Source organism: Allokutzneria albata, assembly GCF_900103775.1.
GTDB lineage: Bacteria > Actinomycetota > Actinomycetes > Mycobacteriales > Pseudonocardiaceae > Allokutzneria > Allokutzneria albata.
In genome coordinates, this window is the sequence record NZ_LT629701.1 from 96,805 (window position 1) to 117,467 (window position 20,663).

Annotated in this window: 16 protein-coding genes and 1 pseudogene; 13 read left to right on the forward strand and 4 right to left on the reverse strand. The window is 70.1% G+C overall.

Features of this window, described 5'->3' with window-relative positions; all coding sequences use genetic code 11:
* The 6 genes from BLT28_RS00450 to BLT28_RS00475 are packed head-to-tail and all read left to right on the forward strand — an operon-like array spanning window position 1 to window position 11,620.
* The gene (locus tag BLT28_RS00450) at window positions 1-363 is read left to right on the forward strand and encodes a GPW/gp25 family protein (protein WP_030431866.1); all 363 of its coding nucleotides are present in this window, start codon (window positions 1-3) and stop codon (window positions 361-363) included.
* Window positions 360-3,224 (forward strand): putative baseplate assembly protein, encoded by a 2,865-nt coding sequence (locus tag BLT28_RS00455; protein ID WP_030431865.1) that lies wholly within the window; start codon window positions 360-362, stop codon window positions 3,222-3,224. Before BLT28_RS00450 ends, BLT28_RS00455 begins: the two co-directional genes overlap by 4 nt.
* Complete coding sequence (locus BLT28_RS00460) at window positions 3,221-6,523, forward strand: putative baseplate assembly protein (RefSeq protein WP_081900589.1); 3,303 nt, start codon at window positions 3,221-3,223, stop codon at window positions 6,521-6,523. Before BLT28_RS00455 ends, BLT28_RS00460 begins: the two co-directional genes overlap by 4 nt.
* Window positions 6,523-8,694, forward strand: a complete 2,172-nt coding sequence (locus BLT28_RS00465; RefSeq protein ID WP_030431864.1) for a hypothetical protein — start codon at window positions 6,523-6,525, stop codon at window positions 8,692-8,694. Before BLT28_RS00460 ends, BLT28_RS00465 begins: the two co-directional genes overlap by 1 nt.
* A 12-nt stretch (window positions 8,695-8,706) precedes the next feature.
* The gene (locus BLT28_RS00470; RefSeq protein WP_052407801.1) at window positions 8,707-10,158 is read left to right on the forward strand and encodes a DUF6519 domain-containing protein; all 1,452 of its coding nucleotides are present in this window, start codon (window positions 8,707-8,709) and stop codon (window positions 10,156-10,158) included.
* A 22-nt stretch (window positions 10,159-10,180) separates the two neighbouring features.
* A complete protein-coding gene (locus tag BLT28_RS00475) occupies window positions 10,181-11,620 on the forward strand; it encodes an eCIS core domain-containing protein (protein WP_197683943.1) in 1,440 nt (479 codons plus the stop codon).
* Here BLT28_RS00475 and BLT28_RS00480 read toward each other — a convergent pair.
* Complete coding sequence (locus tag BLT28_RS00480) at window positions 11,617-12,582, reverse strand: aldo/keto reductase (protein ID WP_030431861.1); 966 nt, start codon at window positions 12,580-12,582, stop codon at window positions 11,617-11,619. The genes BLT28_RS00475 and BLT28_RS00480 overlap by 4 nt on opposite strands.
* A 268-nt stretch (window positions 12,583-12,850) precedes the next feature.
* Entirely contained in the window at window positions 12,851-12,982 is a 132-nt protein-coding gene (locus tag BLT28_RS42365; protein WP_269459622.1) for a hypothetical protein, read from the reverse strand.
* A 42-nt stretch (window positions 12,983-13,024) separates the two neighbouring features.
* Here BLT28_RS42365 and BLT28_RS39580 point away from each other — a divergent pair, with 42 nt between their 5' ends.
* The 7 genes and pseudogenes from BLT28_RS39580 to BLT28_RS00510 all read left to right on the forward strand — a co-directional run bounded on the left by BLT28_RS39580 (window position 13,025) and on the right by BLT28_RS00510 (window position 19,087).
* The gene (locus BLT28_RS39580) at window positions 13,025-13,183 is read left to right on the forward strand and encodes a hypothetical protein (protein ID WP_157376039.1); all 159 of its coding nucleotides are present in this window, start codon (window positions 13,025-13,027) and stop codon (window positions 13,181-13,183) included.
* A gap of 305 nt (window positions 13,184-13,488) precedes the next feature.
* Entirely contained in the window at window positions 13,489-13,989 is a 501-nt protein-coding gene (locus BLT28_RS00485) for a hypothetical protein (protein ID WP_156051356.1), read from the forward strand.
* 312 nt (window positions 13,990-14,301) lie between these two features.
* Window positions 14,302-15,171, forward strand: a pseudogene (locus BLT28_RS00490) (helix-turn-helix domain-containing protein).
* A gap of 57 nt (window positions 15,172-15,228) precedes the next feature.
* Window positions 15,229-16,410: a type III PLP-dependent enzyme gene (locus BLT28_RS00495; RefSeq protein WP_231950572.1), complete on the forward strand. Its 1,182-nt coding sequence runs from the start codon at window positions 15,229-15,231 to the stop codon at window positions 16,408-16,410.
* A 64-nt stretch (window positions 16,411-16,474) separates the two neighbouring features.
* Entirely contained in the window at window positions 16,475-16,852 is a 378-nt protein-coding gene (gene speD, locus BLT28_RS00500) for an adenosylmethionine decarboxylase (RefSeq protein WP_030431858.1), read from the forward strand.
* Window positions 16,853-16,902: 50 nt separating this feature from the next.
* Complete coding sequence (locus tag BLT28_RS00505; protein WP_052407836.1) at window positions 16,903-17,721, forward strand: spermidine synthase; 819 nt, start codon at window positions 16,903-16,905, stop codon at window positions 17,719-17,721.
* 97 nt (window positions 17,722-17,818) lie between these two features.
* Window positions 17,819-19,087: a glycosyltransferase 87 family protein gene (locus BLT28_RS00510; RefSeq protein ID WP_052407800.1), complete on the forward strand. Its 1,269-nt coding sequence runs from the start codon at window positions 17,819-17,821 to the stop codon at window positions 19,085-19,087.
* On the opposite strand, the gene BLT28_RS00515 is transcribed toward BLT28_RS00510, so the two are convergent.
* Both BLT28_RS00515 and BLT28_RS00520 read right to left on the reverse strand, forming a co-directional pair.
* A complete protein-coding gene (locus BLT28_RS00515) occupies window positions 19,032-19,907 on the reverse strand; it encodes a TIGR03620 family F420-dependent LLM class oxidoreductase (protein WP_030431855.1) in 876 nt (291 codons plus the stop codon). The genes BLT28_RS00510 and BLT28_RS00515 overlap by 56 nt on opposite strands.
* A 57-nt stretch (window positions 19,908-19,964) precedes the next feature.
* Window positions 19,965-20,567 carry a TetR/AcrR family transcriptional regulator gene (locus BLT28_RS00520; RefSeq protein ID WP_030431854.1) on the reverse strand — a complete coding sequence of 201 codons (603 nt, stop codon included), beginning with the start codon at window positions 20,565-20,567 and terminating at the stop codon, window positions 19,965-19,967.
* Between the last annotated feature and the right edge of the window lie 96 nt (window positions 20,568-20,663).

Below are 20,663 nucleotides of genomic sequence, written 5' to 3' on the forward strand. Positions count from 1 at the left end.
ATGCACATCGACCATCCACTGCACTTCGACCACCGAGGACGCACGGCGCGGACCGACCACGCCGGGCACGTCCGCGACATGATCGAGCAGCTGCTGTTCACCGCGCCGGGCGAGCGGGTCAACCGGCCGGAGTTCGGTTGCGGGCTCATGGAACTGGTCTTCTCGCCGAACAGCCCGGAGCTGGCCGCGGTGCTGGAGGCGACCGCGCACGCCGCGCTGTTGCAGTACCTCGGTGACCTGATCGCCGTGGAGTCCTTCGCGGTCCGGGCCCAGGACGCGACGTTGAGCGTGCGGCTGGTGTACCGGCTCCTCGTCACGGGCGAGCGCCGTACCGAAGTCTTCGACGGGGGTGGCTACCGATGAGTTCCGTGGACGGGCGTCGGGTGAAGCTCCGCGCGAGTGGCCGCAACGGTTTGGACGCCGTCGACGTCAGTGCGGACCAGCGCGAGCTGACCGTGCTGTTGTTCGGCGAGACGCCCGAGGACCTGTGCAAGGAGAACTTCCGGATCCTCGGCGGCAGGCGGGTCAAGGACGTCCAGATCACCGCGATGTCCTCGCTGGGAACGGAGGAACCGGACCTGGAGGACCGCATCCGGTTGACCGTGGACCGGCCGGGGGACTTCTCCACGTACACGCTCGTCGCGGTGGACGCGGCGACCGGTAAGCCGCACCCTTGCTTCGATCCTCGCTACGCGCGCATCGACTTCAGTTTCAAGCAGAACTGCCCGACGGGTCTGGACTGCAAGCCGGAACCGCCCGGTCCGCCGGTCGAGCGTCCCACACCGACCATCGACTACCTGGCCAAGGACTACGCGAGCTTCCGGCAGCTGATGCTGGACCGGCTCAGCCTCACCGTTCCACAGTGGACGGACAGGCAGTTTCCCGACATCGGCGTGACGCTGGTGGAACTGCTGGCTTACCTGGGCGATCAGCTCAGCTACCGGCAGGACGCGGTCGCGACCGAGGCGTACCTGGACACCGCCCGCGAGCGGATCTCGGTGCGCAGGCACGTGCGGTTGATGGACTACCCGATGCACGACGGCTGCGCGGCGCGGACCTCGGTCCACGTTTCCGTGAAGGGCACAGTGGAACTGCGGCGCGGTGACTACCGGTTCATCGCGCTCCACCCGGACGTGCTGTACGGCCGTCACGCGCTGCGCGAGGGGGACCTGGTCGCGAACAAGGTCCCGCAGCACTCCTACGAGGTCTACCGGCCGTTGGTGGACGGCGACCTCGTGCTCCGCGAGGCCCACAACAGGATTCCACTGTGGACCTGGGGTGGTCAGGACTGCTTCCTTCCCCGGGGAAGCACGTCGGCGACCCTCAAGGACGACTGGGCGGACGAGAAGTGCGAGCGACGCCTGCTCTCGCTGGAGCCCGGCGATCTGCTGCTGTTCGAGGAGGTCCTGGGGCCGAACACGGGGAAGGAAGCCGACGCCGATCCGGCCAGGCGCCAGCTCGTCCGGCTGACCTCCGTCGAACCGTCGGTCGATCCGCTCTACTGCGACCAGCCGCTGCTGGAGATCGCGTGGGCTGCCGAGGACGCCCTGACCTTCCCGCTCTGCTTGTCCAGCAGGGGACCGGACTGCTGCCCCGTCGAGGACGTGAGCGTCGCGCGCGGCAACGTGGTCCTGGTCGAGCACGGCCGCCCGACCACTTGGTGCGACGGCAAGGACGAGGAGATCTGCGTTCCGGAGCGGCCGACCGAGACGGTCTGCCCGGAGCGCGACGGCTTCGGCTGCGACGACCAGCCGATGGGGGTCGCGGCGTACCCACCGATCGGCACGCCGTTCCGGGTCGCGCTGAAGCGGTCGCCGGTGACGCAGCGCGCGGCCTTCGGCGACTACGAGAAGATCGCCGAGCAGCAGGCCGATATCCTCCTGCGCATCCCCGAGCAGGTGCGCGAGCGTGTCCGCGAACTGTGGGCCGCCGTCCGCGACGGGCGTCACCTCACCAAGGAGGAGATCGCCGAGCTGACCCTGGTCTTCGGGCCGAAGCCGCTGCGGCGCATCCACAGGAACCCGCTGTCCACAATGGTCAGACTATTGTCGGACTTCGACGAGCTGCTGCACGCGAAGCTGCGCCGGGTGCGGTTGCTCGCCCGACGCGCCCGCTGCGGCGTGGTGCTCGACGACGGTGTGGTCGCGGAGATCGAGCAGTCCTGGAACAGCGCTGACGCTCGATCCTGCAAGCAGATCTTCGGTGAACTCGCATACCAGCTCCACCCCGACCGCTCGCTGTTCCTGGGCCCAGCAGTCACCGCGCTTCGCCCTGACCCGAGGACCGCGCTGCCGGACGTGGTGCTGACCGATGGCTGTCACACGTGGACGCCGAAGCGCGATCTGCTCGGCAGCAGCCCGTATGACAAGCACTTCGTCGGCGAGGTGGACGACGAGGGCAAGCTGTGGCTGCGATTTGGCGACGGCGTGCACGGGGCGTGTCCGGAACCCGGCAGTTCACTCGTGGCGCACTACTGGATCGGCAACGGCAGCGCGGGCGACGTCGGCCGCGAGGCGATCACCCGCGTCGTCTGCCGCGACACGGACGCCGGGGGAATCACCAAGGTGCGCAACCCGTTGCCTGCTCGCGGCGGCACCGATCCCGAACCCCTTTGGCAGGTCAGGGATCGCGCTCCGGTCGAGCCGCGGCTGAGGTTGCTGCGCGCGATCACCCCGGAGGACTACGCGGCGCTGGCCGGGCAGGTCCCCGGGGTGCAGCGCGCGGCGGCGAGCCTGCGGTGGACAGGGAGCTGGTACGAGGCGCAGGTCGGACTCGATCCGGTCGGGGCGGTGGAACCTTCGGAGACGCTGGTCGACGCGGTTCGCGATCACCTCCGCCGGTACCGCCGCATCGGCCACGATCTCCTCGTCGGACCGGCGAAACTCATTCCGCTGGACATCGAGCTGGAGATCTGCGTGCACGCCGACCACGTCGCCTCGCACGTGCAGGAGGCCGTGGTGCGGGCGATGCGCGCGTTCTTCCACCCCGACGAGCTCACCTTCGGCACGCCGGTCCGAGCCAGCGCGCTGATCGCCGTCGCCGCGGCGGTTCCCGGAGTGCGGGGCGCGTGGCTGACCAAGTTCCAGCGGCAGTTCGAGCCGCCCGGCCACGAGCTGGAGAACGGCCTCATGCCCATGGGCGACCTGGAGGTCCCGCAGCTCGACAACGATCTCGTCCGGCCGGAGAACGGCGTGCTCAAGGTGCGCGTTGGGGGTGGCAGATGAGCACGAAAGCAAGCTGCACCTGCGGTTGCGGCAGCACAGTCGCCGTGCGGACACCGCAGCGCGTCCACAACCGTCCCGGGCTCGGCGCGTTGCGCTACCGGGTCGGCGCGCACGGCACGTTCCTGGACACGATGCTTGCCAGGCTGGCAAGTCGTCGGGAGCTGGACGGGCTGACCGAGCGCGGCACCGACGACTTCTCCGTCGCGTTGCTGGACGCGTGGGCGGTCCTCGGCGACGTGCTCACCTTCTACACCGAGCGCATCGCCAACGAGGGCTACCTGCGCACCGCGACCGAGCAGTGGTCGGTGGACCAGCTCGGCCGCCTGGTCGGTCACCGGCCCAGGCCCGCGGTGGGCGCGAGCGTCTTCCTGTCCTACAACCTCGATCCGGAGCAGGACACCATCATCCCGGCCGGATCGCGGGCGAACAGCGTCGCCGAGGCCGGTGGCTCGCCGCAGACCTTCGAGACCGCCGAGGACATCCGCGCCAAGACCGCGTGGAACGACCTGGGTGTCCGCAAGTACTACCCGTTCGACCTGACCGCCGCCGAAGTGAGGACACGGCGGCGGATTCTCGTCCAGGGCGTCACCGCGAACCTCAACGGCGGGGATCGGCTGGTCTTCGAGTTCATCGACGACAGCGCGAGCAGGACCGTCGAACCCGAGCGCGCGGTCGTGGTGTCGAGCACGGTGAACGGGGACCTGGGGCACACGGTCGTCGACCTCCAGCCGCCCGATCCGGACGCCGACTACCGCGCCGAGGCGGTCCTGGTCCAGAGCAAGATCGACTTCGTGACCGGCAAGGTGAGCCTCACCGGCTTCAGCAAGCGGATCAACGACGAGATCCTGGTGCCGCTGCGGGCACGACTGCCGACCACCCCGCCGAGCAGGCCGGACGAAGTCGAACCCGTCGAGCGGATGCGCCTGTTCCTGAAGGACCTCGCGTCGCTGCACGAAGCCCACGCGCTGGCCGACGAGAACGGGCTCGCGAGCACGGGCTGGATCGCCGCCCTGGACGGGCTGATCAAGCAGTTCATCCTGTTCCTCCAGTACTTCGCGGCGGCGACGGGGCAACGGCCGCCGGGGGAGCCGGTCCCGGCGCCACCGGACTGCGGTTGCGGCTACTCGTCGATGATCGCGGCCTGCTCGTGCGACCCGATGCCCGCCGACGACCCGACCGCGGTGCTCGCGCTGGCCAGGCTCATCGCGCCGTTGACGAAGGCGCCGTCGAGCCCGCCCGCCGGAACCGCCAACCTGGCCCGCTCGGTGGAGCGCGCCTTCGCCCCGGGCTCGGACGTGGGCGCGCAGCTGATCACCGCGGCCGAACCACGGTTGCAGCCCACGCTGTACAAGGCCTGGCGCAAGCTCGACCTCACCGAGGCACCGAGGCTGAACAAGGTGTTCGTGCTGCGCCTGTCCTCGGCGGTGTTCGGGGCGACCTTGCAGGGCGATGGGAAGTACGAACCGACAGGGGCTGCGAAGACCAACGAGCTTCCGCTGTCGGGACCGTTCGACGGCATCGCCCCGGGCAGCTGGGTCCTCGTGGAAAAGTCCGGCACCGACGACTACGAGATCCTGCGCGTGACGGAGGCGAGGCAGCGGCAGGTCTCGTTGACGGTGGCGTTGTCCGGAACGGAGAACCGGACGCAGACCGCGACCGTCACCGTGCTCACGCTGAACAAGCCCTGGCGAAACGCCGATGACGTGTTGAGCACCGTCGCGCAGTACTCCATTCGCTTCAAGGCGGATCAGCTCACCCCGCTCGGAGACCCGGTGCCCTCCGACGTCGAGGGTGGCACGATCGAACTGGCCGACCTGCACGAGGACCTGCGCTCCGGCCGCTACCTGATCGTCTCCGGTGAGCGCTCGGACCTGCCGCGCCGGATGCGCGGGGTGCGGGCCGGCGAGCTGGTCATGATCGCCGGAGTGCGCCAGGGTGCGAACACGCCTCCGGGGAGCATCAAGCCGACGCCGGGCAGCAGACCGCTGACCACATTGGTGCTGGCGGAGGAACTGGCCTACACCTACCACCGCGACACGGTCCGCGTGCACGGCAACGTGGTCGAGGCGACCCAGGGCGAGAGCCGCCTCGAAGTGCTCGGCAGCGGTGACGCGAGCCAGGCCAGCCAGAGCTTTCCGGTGCGGGGCACGCCGATCACCTGGCTGCCGTCGGACACGCCGCTCGGCGCGACCAGCACTCTGCGGGTCAGCGTCGGCGGAGTGCGGTGGCACGAGGCGGAAGCGGTGAGCCTGCTCGGTGCCGAAGAGCGCGCGTACCTGACCAGGGTGGCCGACGGCGGCGCCACGACGGTGACCTTCGGCGACGGTGTGCACGGTTCGCGGCTGCCGACGGGACCGGAGAACGTGCAGGCCCGCTACCGCGCGGGTGCGGGCAACGGCGGCAACGTCGCCCCGGACACGATCACCCAGCCGGTCAGCAGGCCGCTCGGGGTCGCGGGGGTCACCAATCCGATCGCGGCCTCCGGTGGAGGCGACGGGGACGGCCCGGAGGACGCCCGGCGGGTGACCCCGTTGCGCACGATCGCGTTGGACCGCCTGGTCTCCGTCGCCGACTACGAGAGCTTCACCAAGGCACGCGCGGGAATCGGCAAGGCCAGCGTCCGCGAGATCTCCGACGGTCAGCGCGATGTCGTGCACGTGACCATCGCGGGCATCAAGGACGCGCCGATCGACCCGTCCTCGCGGTTGCAGCGCTCGCTGGTGGCTTCGCTCGGCCACTTCGGGGAGCTGGGGCTGCCGGTCACCGTGGCCGGCCGTGAGCTGAAGGTGCTCGTGCTCAGCGCCGGGGTGAAGGTGCACCCCGACCACGAGTGGGAGCTGGTCGAGCCGAGACTCCGGAAGAACCTGTTGCACCACTTCGGATTCGCCGCGCGTGAACTGGCGCAGCCGGTGTACCGGAGCGAGGTCGTCTCGGTGATGCAGGGCACGGAGGGCGTCGACTACGTCGATGTCGACGTCTTCGACGGCGTGTCCGGTCGCCTCAGTCCGCAGGAGATCGTGGACCTGGCGAAGCACCTCCGCGCGCCGAAGGTGGTCGTCCCGGCGAGCGCCGCGCGGTGGGTGCACAGGACGCACACCGCGGAGCCGCCGCAGACTCTGACCTCGGTGGCCGAGGAACACGGGCTCACGGTGTCCGAGCTGGTCGGGCTGAACCCGCAGCTGGACTCGCTCCGGCTGGTGGAAGGCCAGGAACTCGTTGTCGCGCAAGGCATCGCCCCGGCCCAGTTGGTGATCTTCAGCCCGGCTGTCCGGGACACCCTGATCCTGCGGAGGCTGTGATGAGCAGGTTGTACGAGCTGCTGCCGGCGGTGCACCGGAGCAAGGACGAGGAACTCGGCTTCCCGCTGCGGGAACTGCTCGGCGTCGTCGAGGAGCAGGCGCGGCTGATCGGGGCGGACCTGGACCAGCTCTACGACAACTGGTTCATCGAGACCTGCCAGGACTGGATCGCGCCCTACATCGGTGACCTGGTCGGCTACCGGCCGCTGGAGGGACCCGGTGAGGAGGGGCCGCCCGGGCTGATCTCCGCGCTGGCGCCGAGGCGGGACATCGCGAACACGATCGCCAACCGCCGTCGCAAGGGCAGCCTGGCGCTCCTGGAACAGCTCGCGCTCGACGTGGCCGCCTGGCCCGCCCGTGCGGTGGAGTTCTACCGGCTGTTGGGGCAAACGCAACCCGTGCGGCTCTACAGCACGGATGCCGGGATGAACGCGGTGCGCCGCCGCCGGGGCCGTCTGCCGGACCTGCGGCACGGTGACGCGCTCGACCGGCTCTCCGGTGGGAGGACGCTGCACGCCGGACTGTCCGGACCGTTCGACGAGCTGAGCCACACGGTCGAGGTGTCCCGGGCCTCCTCGCGGCGGCGGCAGGGACGGACGAACATCCCCAACGTCGGGGTGTTCCTGTGGCGGCTGCGCCCGTACTCGGTGACCGACGCCCCGGCGAACTGCGAGGAGCGCAAGAGCGCCACCTACACGTTCTCCATCCTCGGCAACGAGATCCCCTTGATGACCAGACCGGTGATGAAACCGTCCACTGTGGAGACAGCTCGACCCTGCGAACAGGTCTCGCTGCACATCGCCGCCGAGGACAACGTGCCAACGTACATCCGCAGACGCGCCTTCGAAGAGCGCACGGCGGACTACTACGGCGAAGGCAAGAGCCTGTGCATCTGGCGCGGCGACGAAGAAGAACCGGTGCCGTTGAGCGCGATCGTGCCCGCGAACCTCAGCGGGGGCGGCTACCGGCCGAAGCCCGGACAGGTCGCCGTCGATCCCGAACTCGGCCGGTTCGTCTTCGGTGGGCGCCCGCCGGACTCCGGGGTCTGGGTGACCTACCACCACGGGTTCTCCGCGGACATCGGTGGCGGCGAGTACCACCGCGGCCTCGACGACGGTGACGCGGAGATCTACTCCGTGGGCGGTGACGGAGGTCGTCGGCGGATCATGGACGCGGTCGCGCAGTGGTACCGCGAACGCGAGGACAAGCCGCACGCGATCATCGAGATCTGCGACAACGGTGCCTACCAGGAGCAGATCGCCCTGGACGTGCGCGCGGGGGAGAAGCTGGTTCTCCGCGCCGCGGAAGGCAAACGCCCGGTTCTGCGGCTGCTGGACTGGTACAGCAACCGGCCGGACGCGCTGCGGATCAGCGGGCCGGAGTGCCCGCCGGACGACGTCGACTGCTGCAGCAAGCCCGAGGTCGTGCTGGACGGGCTCGTGATCACCGGGCGCAGCGTCTGCGTGAGCGGGTGGCTGGGCAGGGTGAAGATCCGGCACTGCACGCTGGTGCCCGGCTGGTCGCTGGACCAGCAGTGCGAGCCCGCCTTCGAGGAGGAGCCCAGCCTCGAACTCGTGGACACCACGGCGTGCACGCAGATCGAGCACAGCATCCTCGGCACGATCCGGGTGAACCAGAACGAGGTCAGCACCGAGCCGGTGCAGGTCTTCCTGTCCGACAGCGTTCTCGACGCGACGGATACGCACCTGGACGCGCTCACCGCGCCGCAGGACTGCCACGCGCACGCGGTGTTCAGCGCCGCACGGTCCACTGTGGTCGGTCGTGTGCGCACGCGCCAGATCGGCTTGGTGGACAACAGCATCCTGCTCGGCGAGGTGTGCGTGGCGCGCCGGATGGACGGCTGCGTCCGGTTCAGCTGGGTGGAGCCGGGCTCGCGCACCCCGCGTCGGCACGAGTGCCGACCGGAGTCCACAGAGGATGGTGAGGTCGGCAGGCTGCGGCCGCGCTTCACCAGCCTGCGTTACGGCCAGCCGGGGTATGCGCAGCTGGCGCTCGACTGTTCCGAGGAGGTCCGCCGCGGTGCCGACGACGGCTCCGAGATGGGCGCGTTCCACGACCTGTTCCAGCCGCAGCGCGAGGACAACCTGCGCGCCCGGACCGACGAGTTCACACCGGCCGGCTGCGACGCCGGGCTCTTCTTCGTTTCCTGAGGGGGACAACCGATGCACGGCGACTTCTCCCGGTCGACCTTCGACCGGCGCAAGCACTACTCGGGGGTGCTCGCCCAGCAGGGGCGGGTCACCCTGGACGCCGACCTCAACGAGCAGGCCGCGATCCAGCAGCACCTGCTGCGCATGTTCGTCGCGGACGTGGTCGGGCCGCACGCGGGCCCGGAGGGCGCCGTCGGCTTCGCGGTCACACTCCCGTCCAACCCGCCGTCCCGCAACGACTTCACCATCGGCAAGGGGCGGTACTACGTCGACGGCCTGCCCGCCGAGAACGACGAGGACACGACGTTCTGGACCCAGCCGGAGCGCTACCTCGACCAGGTCGTCGACGCCGGGGAACTGCCCGGTTCCGAGAAGGCTTTCCTGGTCTACCTGAAGGTCTGGGACCGGATGGTGACCGCCGTGCAGGACTCCGACCTGCGCGAGGTCGCGCTCGGCGACCTCGCCCCGGACACCGCAGTGCGCGGCAAGGTGAGCTGGCAGGTGATCGCGACTTCGCAGCTGCCCGGCAGCACCACGGACCTGACCACCATCACCGAGAACGTGCGCGGGAAGGTGCTGGAGGAGTGGAAGGCCTGGCGCGACCGGGACACCGCGCTCTACCGGCGCCTCAAGGTCAGCGCGAAGACCCCGTCCGACGCCAAGGAGAGCCCGTGCAACGCCGCTCCGGACGCGCGGTACCGCGGCCTGGAGAACCAGCTCTACCGGGTGGAGGTCCACCGCGGCGGCGTGATCGGCAACACCGACACCACGACGAACAAGCCGACCTTCACGTGGTCGCGCGACAACGGTTCCGTGGTGTTCCCGGTGGCCGCGGTGGCGGACAAGAAGGTTCGGCTCGCGTCCGCGGGCCGGGACCACAAGCTGGACCTCGACGTCGGTGACTGGGTCGAGTTCGTCGACGACGCCTACGCGGTGCGCGGCAAGTCCGAGCCGCTGCTCCAGGTCGAGGAGATCGACGCGGAGCGGCAGTGGATCACGCTCAGCGCCGCTCCGAGGACGACCCGGCGCACGCTGCACCCGTTCCTGCGGCGGTGGGACCAGCGCCCCGAGGCCCCGCCGAAGCCCGCCGGCACTTCGGACAGCGGCGCGATCCTCGCCGACGACAACGCGCTCATCCTGGTCGAGGACAAGTGGATCGACCTGGAGGACGGCATCCGGATCATGTTCGAGCCCGGTGGCAGCTACACCACCGGTGACTACTGGCTCATCCCGGCGCGCACGCTGCCCGGCGACGCGCAGTGGCCGCAGGACCCGTCGGGCAAGGGGCCCGCGTACGTCCCCGCGCACGGCGTGACCTACCACTACGCGCCGCTGGCGTTCGTGCCGAAGTCCGGCGACCCGCTCGACCTCCGCATGCGGTTCAAGCCGCAGGTCGAGGACGTCACGCCGGAAGCTCCCGCCGACGAGCCCGCCAAGCGCGCGCGGAAACAACCGGGCTCGTGACATGTCCGGGGACCGCGAACACGTGACGAGGGCTCCGCGGATCGTCCACGACGTGCTGCGGACAGCGGGCGCACCGCTGGAGGAGTCGGCTCGGCAGGTGATGGAGTCCAGGCTGGGCAAGGACTTCAGCCAGGTTCGCGTGCACACCGACCGGCAGGCGGCGGAGTCCGCCGGAGCCGTGGGGGCGAACGCCTACACCGTGGGCAACCACATCGCGTTCGCCGCTGGCCGGTACCGCCCCGGCTCAGCGGACGGGGACCGCCTGCTGGCGCACGAACTGACGCACGTGATCCAGCAGCGCGGCGCCCGCCCTCCCGCGGATCTGAAGATCGGCGCCGAGCACCACGCAGGCGAGCACCAGGCCGACGCGGTGGCTCGGGGCGCCGCGTGCGGTCATGTCGCGGCACAGGAACCCGTTGTGGCACGCCAGGTCGCCTCGCCGTCATGGGGCTCGGCCTACGGGGGCAAGGAACCCGGCAACTACCAGGCGGTGAAGAACGGGATCGATCCGCTGACCCCGTCCAGCGAACCGACCGCGGAGCGCAAGCACGCGGGCACCAGGCTCGGCATGATCGTCGTGTCCGCCGCGGCGGTGCTGTCGGCGCCGGGGCCCGACGGCAGGCTCAGGTACCTCCTGCCGCCAGGGCGCAAGGTGCTCGTCGGCCCGCCGGAGATGGGCCACCTTCCCTTGCGCACCTTGGCGAATCCCAAGAAGCCCCTCGGCTGGGTCGACGAGGGCAGCGTGCACGTCCCGGACAAGCCCCCGCCGGTGACCGAGCACCAGCTCACCCGGATCGACCCGCAGGGGAAGCAGAAGGCGGTCGGCAACGCGCCGAAGTCGATGAGCGAGGCCGACGTGACCACGAAGGTCCTCGGCTACCTCGACAGGATGAACGAGGCGTTCGAGCTGCTCCGGATCGACACGATCGAGGCCAGGGCGGTGTTCGTGGCGAACACCCTGATCGAGTCGTGGTCGCTCAGCAGGTTCACCGAGGCGCAGTTCACGACCCAGACCTTCGCGGACGACCCCACCGGGCTCGGCACCGACACGGCCTACTTCGAGGGGATGTACCCGAAGACCAGGTCGGTGCGGCAGGAGATCAACCCGGACGACAGGAGCTGGGCCTTCCGGGGGCGCGGTGCCGTCCAGGTCACCGGCCGGGGCAACTACCTCCAGACGCTCGCCGTCCTCGAACGCGCGGCCGAGCAGTACCGCGCCGAGGGCGACACCGCGGCCGCAGACCGCTGCCAGACCGCCGTCGACGCGATCAGGGCGGACCCGAGGGAAGCGGCCCGTCCCGAGTACGCCTTCCTGTTCTCCGCCGCCTTCATGAAGGGCAAGCGCGGTGATCGCTCGGGCACGAACTTCTCCTGGATGGGTGCGCAACCCAAGCAGGCCGAGAAGGACAACCTCCTCAAGCGGGCGCTGAAGGTGTTCGGCGACACCGGGGACTGGGTCTAGCGGCCCGCGTCGAGCTTCGTCGCGGTGTCACCGAAGACGAAGGGGCTCGTCTCGCACTCCGCGATGAAGTCGGCGGGGAAGCCGCGTTCGAACTCCGCCGCGTCGTCCAGCCGCCGCATCACCTCGTCCGGCAGGGTGATGCTGACGACGTTCTCCGCGATCTGCTCCGCGTTGCGAGCGCCGACGAGGGGCAGCACCGCCGGGGACTTCTGCCTGATCCAGGCGAGCGCCACCTGGGACGGGGTGGCACCCACCTCGGCGGCTGCCGAGCGGACGGCGTCGGCCGCGGCCCGCTCGCGCGGAGACAGCTTGGCCGGGTCGACGCGGCGCGACGCACCTCCGGACAGCAGGCCCGCGGCGAGCGGAGCCCACGCGGTGACGCTCAGCCCGAGTGCCTCCGCCATCGGCAGCAGTTCCCGTTCGACGTCCCGCCGCACGAGGCTGTAGGGAACTTGAAGACCGGCGAACGGGGTCCAGCCGCGCCACTCCGCGAGCGTGTTCGCCCGACTCACCACCCAAGCGGGTGCGTCGGAAATCCCGACGTGGAGGATCCTCCCCGCGCGCACCGCGTCGTCCAGCGCGCGCATGGTCTCCTCCAACGGCGTGTGGCGGTCCCAGATGTGCACCCAGTACACGTCGATGTAGTCCGTGCGCAGCCGCCGCAGACTCCGTTCGAGGGACAGCCGGAGGTTCTTGCGCTGGCTTCCCGCGCCGTTCGGGTCGGCCGCGTCCCGCGACAACGTGTACTTCGTCCCGATGACGAACCGGTCGCGTTGCTCGACCGCTTCGCCGAGCAGGCTCTCGCTCTCCCCGTACGCCGAGGCCGTGTCCAGGAAGTTGCCGCCCGCGTCCGCGAACGCGTCGATCGTGCGCCGGGCCTGGCCGGGATCGTCGAAGGTCATCGTGCCGAGGACGAGCTCGGACACGCGCAGGCCAGTCCGGCCGAACAGTCGATAACGCATGCCCACACCCTGCGTCCCCGCACTCCGCCCAGGGAGGCCCTCTCAGGGACCCCCACGGCCGCGTACGCACTGAATGAGGCATTGGGGTACTTGAACGCACGGTGGTGCAGTCGCGGAAGTCCACGATGGACCAGCCGATCCCGTAGCGCGTCTTCCGGAGATGGACCTCCCCGATGATCGTGCCCATCGGATACGGCACGGTGGACCAGACGTCGCCGTATTTGGCTTCACACAACGGCATCACGGCCCTACTGCCGCTCTCCTGCACTCACTTGGGCACCTCCGGGCGCTCGTGAAGAACGCGGATGGCTTCCGTGCACCGCTGCGTCCCGTCGTCATCCTCGGCCACACTGGTCCGGGGCACGCCCGCGCGGTCGGCAGCGCCCAGGAAAGGGGCCACGCGACACCCACCCCCGCCGTCCTCACCAGGTTGGCGCCAACGGTGGACTGTGCCCGCGAAGACCTGTGCAGCACCCAGGACGCGGCCACCGACCCGCACGAGTTCATCCGGGCCGGGTGCGCCGCCCTCCCCAGGCTCGAAGACCACTCCCTGACCCGGATAGCAGTCGCGCTGCGCAGCATCGACCTCGAAAGGACGTGACAACCCCACAAAGATGAGGCAACGCCCCACCCTTCCAGCATCCGCCCGAGCGGGGGAGGGTGGGGCGTTGCTGTACCCGAGGCGACCCTGAGAGGTGGGAAAGTGGGCGGCCCGGGCGTCCGCGACGCGCGCCACAGTAGGCGAGCCGTGTTCACGGGCAGTTCAGCGATCCGGCCCGGGTAGTGGCCGTGCTTCACTTGGTTCTTGCCCCGAAGGGCGGAGCGTCATATTTCATCCGGATGGCCGGACAGGCAGGCATTGGCCCTGTATAAGTACTCGGATTGCCTAAGGGCACCGCTTTCCAGGTGGGCAAGCCGGTGCGGGGCAAGTATTTTTACCGTATCCCGGGACCGCCTCCGCTTGGGCTCTTCTGCTTGAAAGGGAAAACCATGTCCAGTCAGGGCTGCTCTAACCGGGTGTATGGCAAGATGGCCAGCCACACCCGACATATGGACGATTTACCGACTTTGGCGGCGTACATGCTCGGCTTGCTCCGCAAGAGCGCTGGTGTGCATCCTGTCCCGGTCACTGCGAGGTTTACTATCCGTTGCGTTGGCAGGTACCTGGAACTCTACGTGCTGGGGCTCCCCAGTCACTACCTCTTCGCGCAGCCTGGCCAGTACAGCTCCGCTGCTGAGCTGCTTCGGTCCACGCTGGAAGATTTCATGAGGGAATTCAACTGGCTCAACCCGGACGACGCGCTGGACACCAGGTTCTTGTTCACCGTGACTCTGATCGACGAGAAATACCAGCGACTGCAGCGAATCGAGCCCGACCGTGTGATGATCGCGGAAGTGCAAGACTAGAAAGCGCGGCAACGTGGTGTTGGACAATAGATCGCCCCGGCGCCTGCTGTGGCGGCAGCCGGGGCGACTGTCTGTCCGTGGCCAAAGCGGTGATCTACAGGACGGCGAACCGGGAGTGGTGCTCGATTGGCTAGTCGGCGCCGTGCGCGGCGCTCACCGGTACCATCGGTCACCATGTCCAACGCGCCGAATGAGTCATTGAGGTACTTGAACGCACCGAATGACTCATTCCGTGCATCCAACGCACCAAAAGCGGCATTCGCGGGTTCCACCGGGGCCGGGACGGCGGGCGAGGACTCCTAGACTCGGGTCGTGGCGGACAACGCGTTGGGGACGTTCCTGCGTGCGAGGCGGGAGGCGACGGCGCCCGCCGAAACCGACCCGGGCCCGCGCCGCACCCCGGGGTTGCGCCGCTCGGAACTGGCCGCGCGAGCCAGCATCAGCGTGGAGTACCTGACCCGCCTGGAGCGCGGCAGCGACCGCAGGCCGTCCGCGCAGGTGCTCGGAGCGCTCGCCGACGCGCTGCGCCTCGCGCCGGACGAGCGCGTGCACCTGCACCGCCTTGCCAAGATCGCGGACGGGGCCACGTGCACGCAGCACACCCCGCCGGACCGGTCGGTGCGCCCCACGGTGCGCGCCCTGCTGGACGAGCTGGAGCTGGCGTTCGTCGCCGATGCGCAGGGGGATCTGCTGGCGTGGAGCGGCGGCTTCGGAGAGCTGGCCGGAGCGGTCGGGCTGCTCGACGCCGAGCACCCGAACCTGGCGCGGTTCGTGTTCACCGACCCCAGGGCGCGGGCGTGCTTCCCGCAGTGGGACCGCGTGGCCGACTCGCACGCCGCGGCACTGCGCGCGGCCGCGGACCTGGCCGGTTTCCACGCCGCCGCCCTCGCCGACGAGCTGTCGGTCACCGCGGGCGCGGAGTTCGGCCGCCGCTACGCCGCGGCCGGGGTCCTCCCGGCGTGAACCGGGACGGAGCTGTGGCGCCACCCGGAGCGCGGTGAGCTGCGGCTGGCCTACGAGAACCTCGCCCTGCCGGGCACCGAGGACCAGCGGCTGGTGATCTACCTCCCGGCGGCTAACCAACACGGGGCTCGCGGCGATGACTCAGGCGAACACCCCGTGGGACAGATCACCTCGTCTGCGAGGCACCGCGACTCGGTCCCCGGGCGCACCATGACCTAGAGTTCTCCGGCGGCGCGCCCGTCCGGTGCGATGAGTGACGGGAGATCGACAAGCGGAATGTCCGAGAGCCTTGCCACCGCGGTAGCTGCGGAGACGACGAACGACCCCAGTGCCCGCATCAGGCATTTCCTGGACACCCACCGCCCGTCGACCCCCTGCCTGGTCCTCGACCTCGACGTGGTCGGGCAGAACTACCGGAGACTGCGCGCGGCCCTGCCGGACGCGCGGATCTTCTACGCCGTCAAGGCGAACCCGCACCCCGAGGTGGTCCGGCTGCTCGTCGGCCTCGGCGCCTGCTTCGACGTCGCCAGCACCGGCGAGATCGACCTGTGCCTCGCCCAGGGCGCGGCGCCGGAGACGATCTCCTACGGCAACACCATCAAGAAGGCGGCCGACATCGCCTACGCGCACGCGCGCGGGGTCCGGCTCTTCGTGCTCGACAGCGCCCAGGACGTCGCGCACCTCGCCGAGCACGCGCCGGGCGCCTCGGTGTTCTGCCGCGTGCTGGTCGAGGCTGACGGCGCGCGCACGCCCTTCGGCAAGAAGTTCGGCTGCGCCCCCGAGATGGCGGTCGAACTGCTCCGCGAGGCGGGGGAGCGCGGCCTGGACGTGCGCGGCGTGTCCTTCCACGTCGGCTCCCAGCACGTCGACCCGAGCGCGTGGGAGCTGGGCATCGCCCGCGCCGCGCAGGTCGCCGCGGCGGGCGTGCCGGTCGGCCTGGTGAACCTCGGCGGCGGTTTCCCCTCGACCTACACCGAAGCGGTGCCCGCCCTGACCGAGTACGCCGCGGCCGTGGAGCGCGCGCTGGAGCGGCACTTCGGCGCCGCCCGCCCCGAGCTGATCATCGAGCCGGGCCGCGCCCTCGTCGGCGACGCCGGGATGATCCGCTCCGAAGTGGTCCTGGTGTCCAGGAAGTCCGTCGAGGACACCCACCGCTGGGTCTACCTCGACGTCGGCAGGTACAACGGGATGGCCGAGTGCGAGGGCGAGGCCATCGCCTACCGGCTGCGCACCGCGCACGACGGCGGACCGGACGGGCCCGTGGTCATCGCGGGGCCGACCTGCGACGGCGACGACGTGCTCTACCAGCGCACCGCATATCGCTTGCCGCTCGCGCTCGCCGCGGGCGACCATGTCGACATCCCGTGCACCGGCGCCTACACGGCGAGCTATTCCTCGGTGTCCTTCAACGGTTTCCCGCCCCTGACGACACATGTCATCGGGGCGAAGCAGATCTAGCTCCAGCCGGAGTCCGCTGGGAGAGTTCAGGGAGGTTGAGTAGGTGTCCACTGCCTCAGGGCCGGTGCAGACGCAAGCCCCAGTCGTGGGTCTGTTCACCGGGCAGCACGTCCTCGCCGAGTTCGCGGGGATCGACGCGTCGCTGCTCGACGACGAGCTCTTCCTGCGCCGAACCCTGGAGCACGTGCTCGACCAGGCCGGTGCGACCGTCTGCGACGTCTCGTCGAAGCAGTTCGAGCCCCAGGGCGTGACCGTGCTCGCGCTGCTGTCGGAATCGCACGCGTCGATCCACACCTACCCCGAGATCGGGGCGCTGTTCGTCGACGTGTTCACCTGCGGCGACCGGGCCCGGCCCGAGCTCGCCGTGCGGCTGCTCGCCGAGGCGCTCGGCGCGGCCACCGTTCAGACCAAGACCATTCACCGCGGTTGGGAGACGAGTTGAGCACCATCACCAGCGAGGGCCGCTGGATCACCGAGCCGCTTGCCGAGGGCATGGTCCGGCAGTGGCGGCTGGACGACGTGATCTGGGAGGGCCGCACCGCCTTCCAGCACGTGGTCATCGGCAAGACCGCCCAGGGCGTGTCGCTGTTCTGCGACGACGACCGGCAGAGCACCGAGTTCAGCCAGCTGACCTACCACGAGGCGCTGATGGTCCCCGGCCTGCTGCTGGCGGACAAGGTCGACCGCGTGCTGGTGGTCGGCTCCAGCGAGGGCGTGGTCTGCCACATGGCCGTGGCCGCGGGCGCCACCCGGGTCGACCACGTGGACATCGACGAGGAGTGCGTGCGCGCGTGCGCCCGGCACCTGCCCTACGGCTACACGCCGGAGGAGGTCGATGCCGCCGTCGCCGGCGACGGCCCGATCAAGCTGCACCTGACCGACGGCTGGCAGTTCCTGGTGGACGCCGTCGCCGCGGGCGAGAAGTACGACATCGTGCTGGTCGACCTGCCGGACGAGCGCGAGGAGTTCGCCCAGCACAACCGGCTCTACGAGGCGGAGTTCCTGCGCATGGCGCGTTCGGTGCTCGCCCCGGGCGGTGTGGTGATCTGCCAGGCGGGCTGCCAGACGATGTGGCGCAACACCACCCTGATCCGCTCCTGGCAGCGCTTCGGCGAGGTGTTCGACACGGTGGCGTACTACGGCTCCGACGAGCACGAGTGGGCTTACCTGTTCGGCCGCGCCGACTCCGTCGCCGACCCGACCGGGAAAATGGTCGAGGCGCTGCCGTCCTGCGGCTACCGCCCGGAGACCATCGACGCCGAGGCGCTGCGCGGCAACACCGTGCCGCCGTTCCTGGTGCGCACCGCCTAGAACCGGTTCCGAGGCCCCCCGCACGTCGAAAGCTTCGATGCGGGGGGACCTCACACCGCGTACGCCGGTTGGCCTAGCGCCGTTTAGTGTAGGAATCATGTCTTCTCTGGTCGCGCCCCCGTCGGCGCAGCCGGGCGACGCCCGGGAACTGCGGCTGCCGAGGTGGCTGCGGCCGGCCGCGCCGCTGGTGCTGCTGGCCGCGCTCGCCGCCTACGCCGTCACCGCCGCGATCTGGCCGGGCCACCTGATCATGATCGACGTGCAGGTGTACGCCGCGGGCGGGGACTTCGTGCTCAGCGGGCGGCCGTTGTACGAGAAGCCGGTGCTGCACGCGCTGGAGTTCACCTACACGCCGTTCGCCGCGCTGGTGTTCACCCCGCTGGCGTTCCTGCCGCTGTGGCTGCTCAAGACGCTGTCGCTGCTGGCGAACCTGGCGCTGCTGTTCGGCGCGATCTGGATCGCCTTCCGCCGGCTCGGGTACGACGCCAGCCGGAACCTGGTGTTCCTCGGCGTCCTGCTGACCGGTCCGCTGTTCTGGCTGGAGGCGGTGCGCACCACCGTCTGGCTCGGCCAGATCAACCTGCTGCTCATGGTCATCCTGTTGTGGGACCTGACCAACCGGGCCGGCTCGAAGTGGCAGGGGGTCGGCGTCGGCATCGCCGCGGGCATCAAGCTCACCCCCGCCATCTTCATCGTCTACCTCCTGCTCACCGGCCGCTTCCGCGCGGCGGGTGTGGCCACCGCGACCTTCCTCGGCACCATCGGGCTCGGCTTCCTGCTCATCCCCGGCGACGCGCTGAAGTACTGGACCGGCACCTTCTTCACCTCCGGCCGCATCGGCCCGACGATCTGGCCGAGCAACCAGTCCGCGCGCGGCATGATCGCCCGGTTCTTCGGCACCAACGAGCCCCCGGCGCTGCCCTGGCTGCTCGTCGCCGGTGTGTGCGGCCTCGTCGGGCTCGGCCTCGCCGTGTGGGTCACCAAGCGCGGCAACGAACTGCTCGGCGTCACGATGTGCGGCCTGACCGGCGCCATGGTGTCGCCGTTCTCGTGGTGCCACCACTGGGTGTGGTTCGTGCCGCTGTCGGTGTACCTGTGCGTGCTCGGGCTGCGGTACCGGGACAAGCTCGCGTGGGGCACGCTCGCCGCCGTGTACCTGCTCGGTTTCTCCTGGTTCGGCAAGGCTTTGAAGCCGGGCGAGGCGGGTCCGCCCGACACCGGTCTGTTCCTCGTCGAAGCTCCGACGTGGTTGGAACCGTTGACCCGCAACGCCTATCTGCTGATCTTCGTGATCGCGGTGGCCTTCGTGGCTACTCGCCGAGAAGTGCCGGAGCGAGTTCCCGGAGCTGTCCCGGCACCGAACTGAACGAGCCCAGGGCCTGCACCGCGACGTGAGTGGCACCCGCGTCGCGGTGTTCGCGCACCCGGGCGCTGATCGCGTCCACGTCGCCCCACGCGACGATCGAGTCCACCAGCCGGTCGCTGCCCGCACCCTCCACGTCGGACTCGTCGAAACCCAGCCACCGCAAGGCGTTCACGTAGTTCGGCATCGACAGGTAGATCGCCGTGTGCTCCCGGGCGATCTCCCGCGCGCGCACCGGGTCGGTCTCCAGCACGACCGGCTGCTCCGCCGCGAGGATCGGGCCGTCGCCCAGGACCGCCCGCGCGCGCCGGGAGTGCGACGGCGGCATGAAGTACGAGTGCGCCCCCGCGGTGCGGTCGCGGGCGAGCTCCAACATCTTGGGGCGCAAGGCGGCCAGCACGCGCGGCGTCGGCTCCTGCGGCGCGGGCGCGGTGTACTCGGCGGCGTCCATCGCGTCGAGGTAGGCGCGCATGGTGGAGACGGGCTTGCCGTAGTCGTGGCCGCGCGCGGACACCTGCGACACGTGGCTCACGCCGAGCCCGTGCAGGAAGCGCCCGGGGAACGCCTCGCTGATCGTGTCACCGCCCGCGCGCATGGCCGTGGCGTCACGCGCCCAGATGTTGGAGATGCCGGTGGCGACGGTGATCCGCCGAGTGGCGGCGAGCAGCATCGTGGCGTTGCTCAGCGATTCCTTGCCGGTGCCGGCCTCGCCGTACCAGAGCGCGCCGTAGCCCAGCTCCTCGGCTTCCTGGGCCAGCTCCCGCGCCTGCGCGGCCGAACCCCACACGAACACCCTCGACCAGATTCCGACGGGCCCGAGCATCGCATCCTCCAAATAGTGACTGATCGGTCATGAATTAGGGCAAAAAAAGAGAGGGGGTCACCGCAGCGCGCGCATGGCCGCCTCGGCGACCTCGGTGAGCTGCCGCGGGTCCGACGCGGTGCGGCCGAGCTGCCACAGCCCCTCGATCACCGTGCCGACGAAGCGCGCGAACGCCCTCGGCGGGGCGGCGCCGGTCTGCCCCTGCGCGCGGGCCAGCTCCAGCACCTCGGTCAACCGGTCCTCGCGCCAGCGGTGGTGCCCGGCGATGACCGCGGCGACCCGCTCGTCCCCCGGGAGCATCTCCAGCGTGGAGTTGGCGATCAGGCAGCCCCGGCCCTCGGCCATGTGCTGCCCGGCTTTCCTGGCCTGCCGGAGCAGTAGGGCGTGGATGCCGTCCATGGGGGTCGCCGCGTTCGCCAGATCCGCTTCGAGCGCGTCGACGGCGAGCCGGCTGTGCCTGCGCAGCACCGCGAGGAACAGCCGGTGCTTGTCGCCGAACGCGCCGTAGAGGCTGCCGCGGTGCAGTCCGGTCGCCGTGGTCAGGTCGGTCAGCGACGTCGCGTGGTAGCCGTGCAGCAGGAAGGCCTCGCCCGCGGCGTCGAGCACCGCGCCCTCGTCGAACTCCCGAGGACGACCGGGTCCCGTTCGCGCCGCCGTCATGCGGGCGAGTTTATGACCGATCAGTCATCATTTGCAAGGCGGGCCTGGAGGGCCACCCGGCTGCCGAGGTCGGTGGCCCTCCAGGATGGAGCCGCC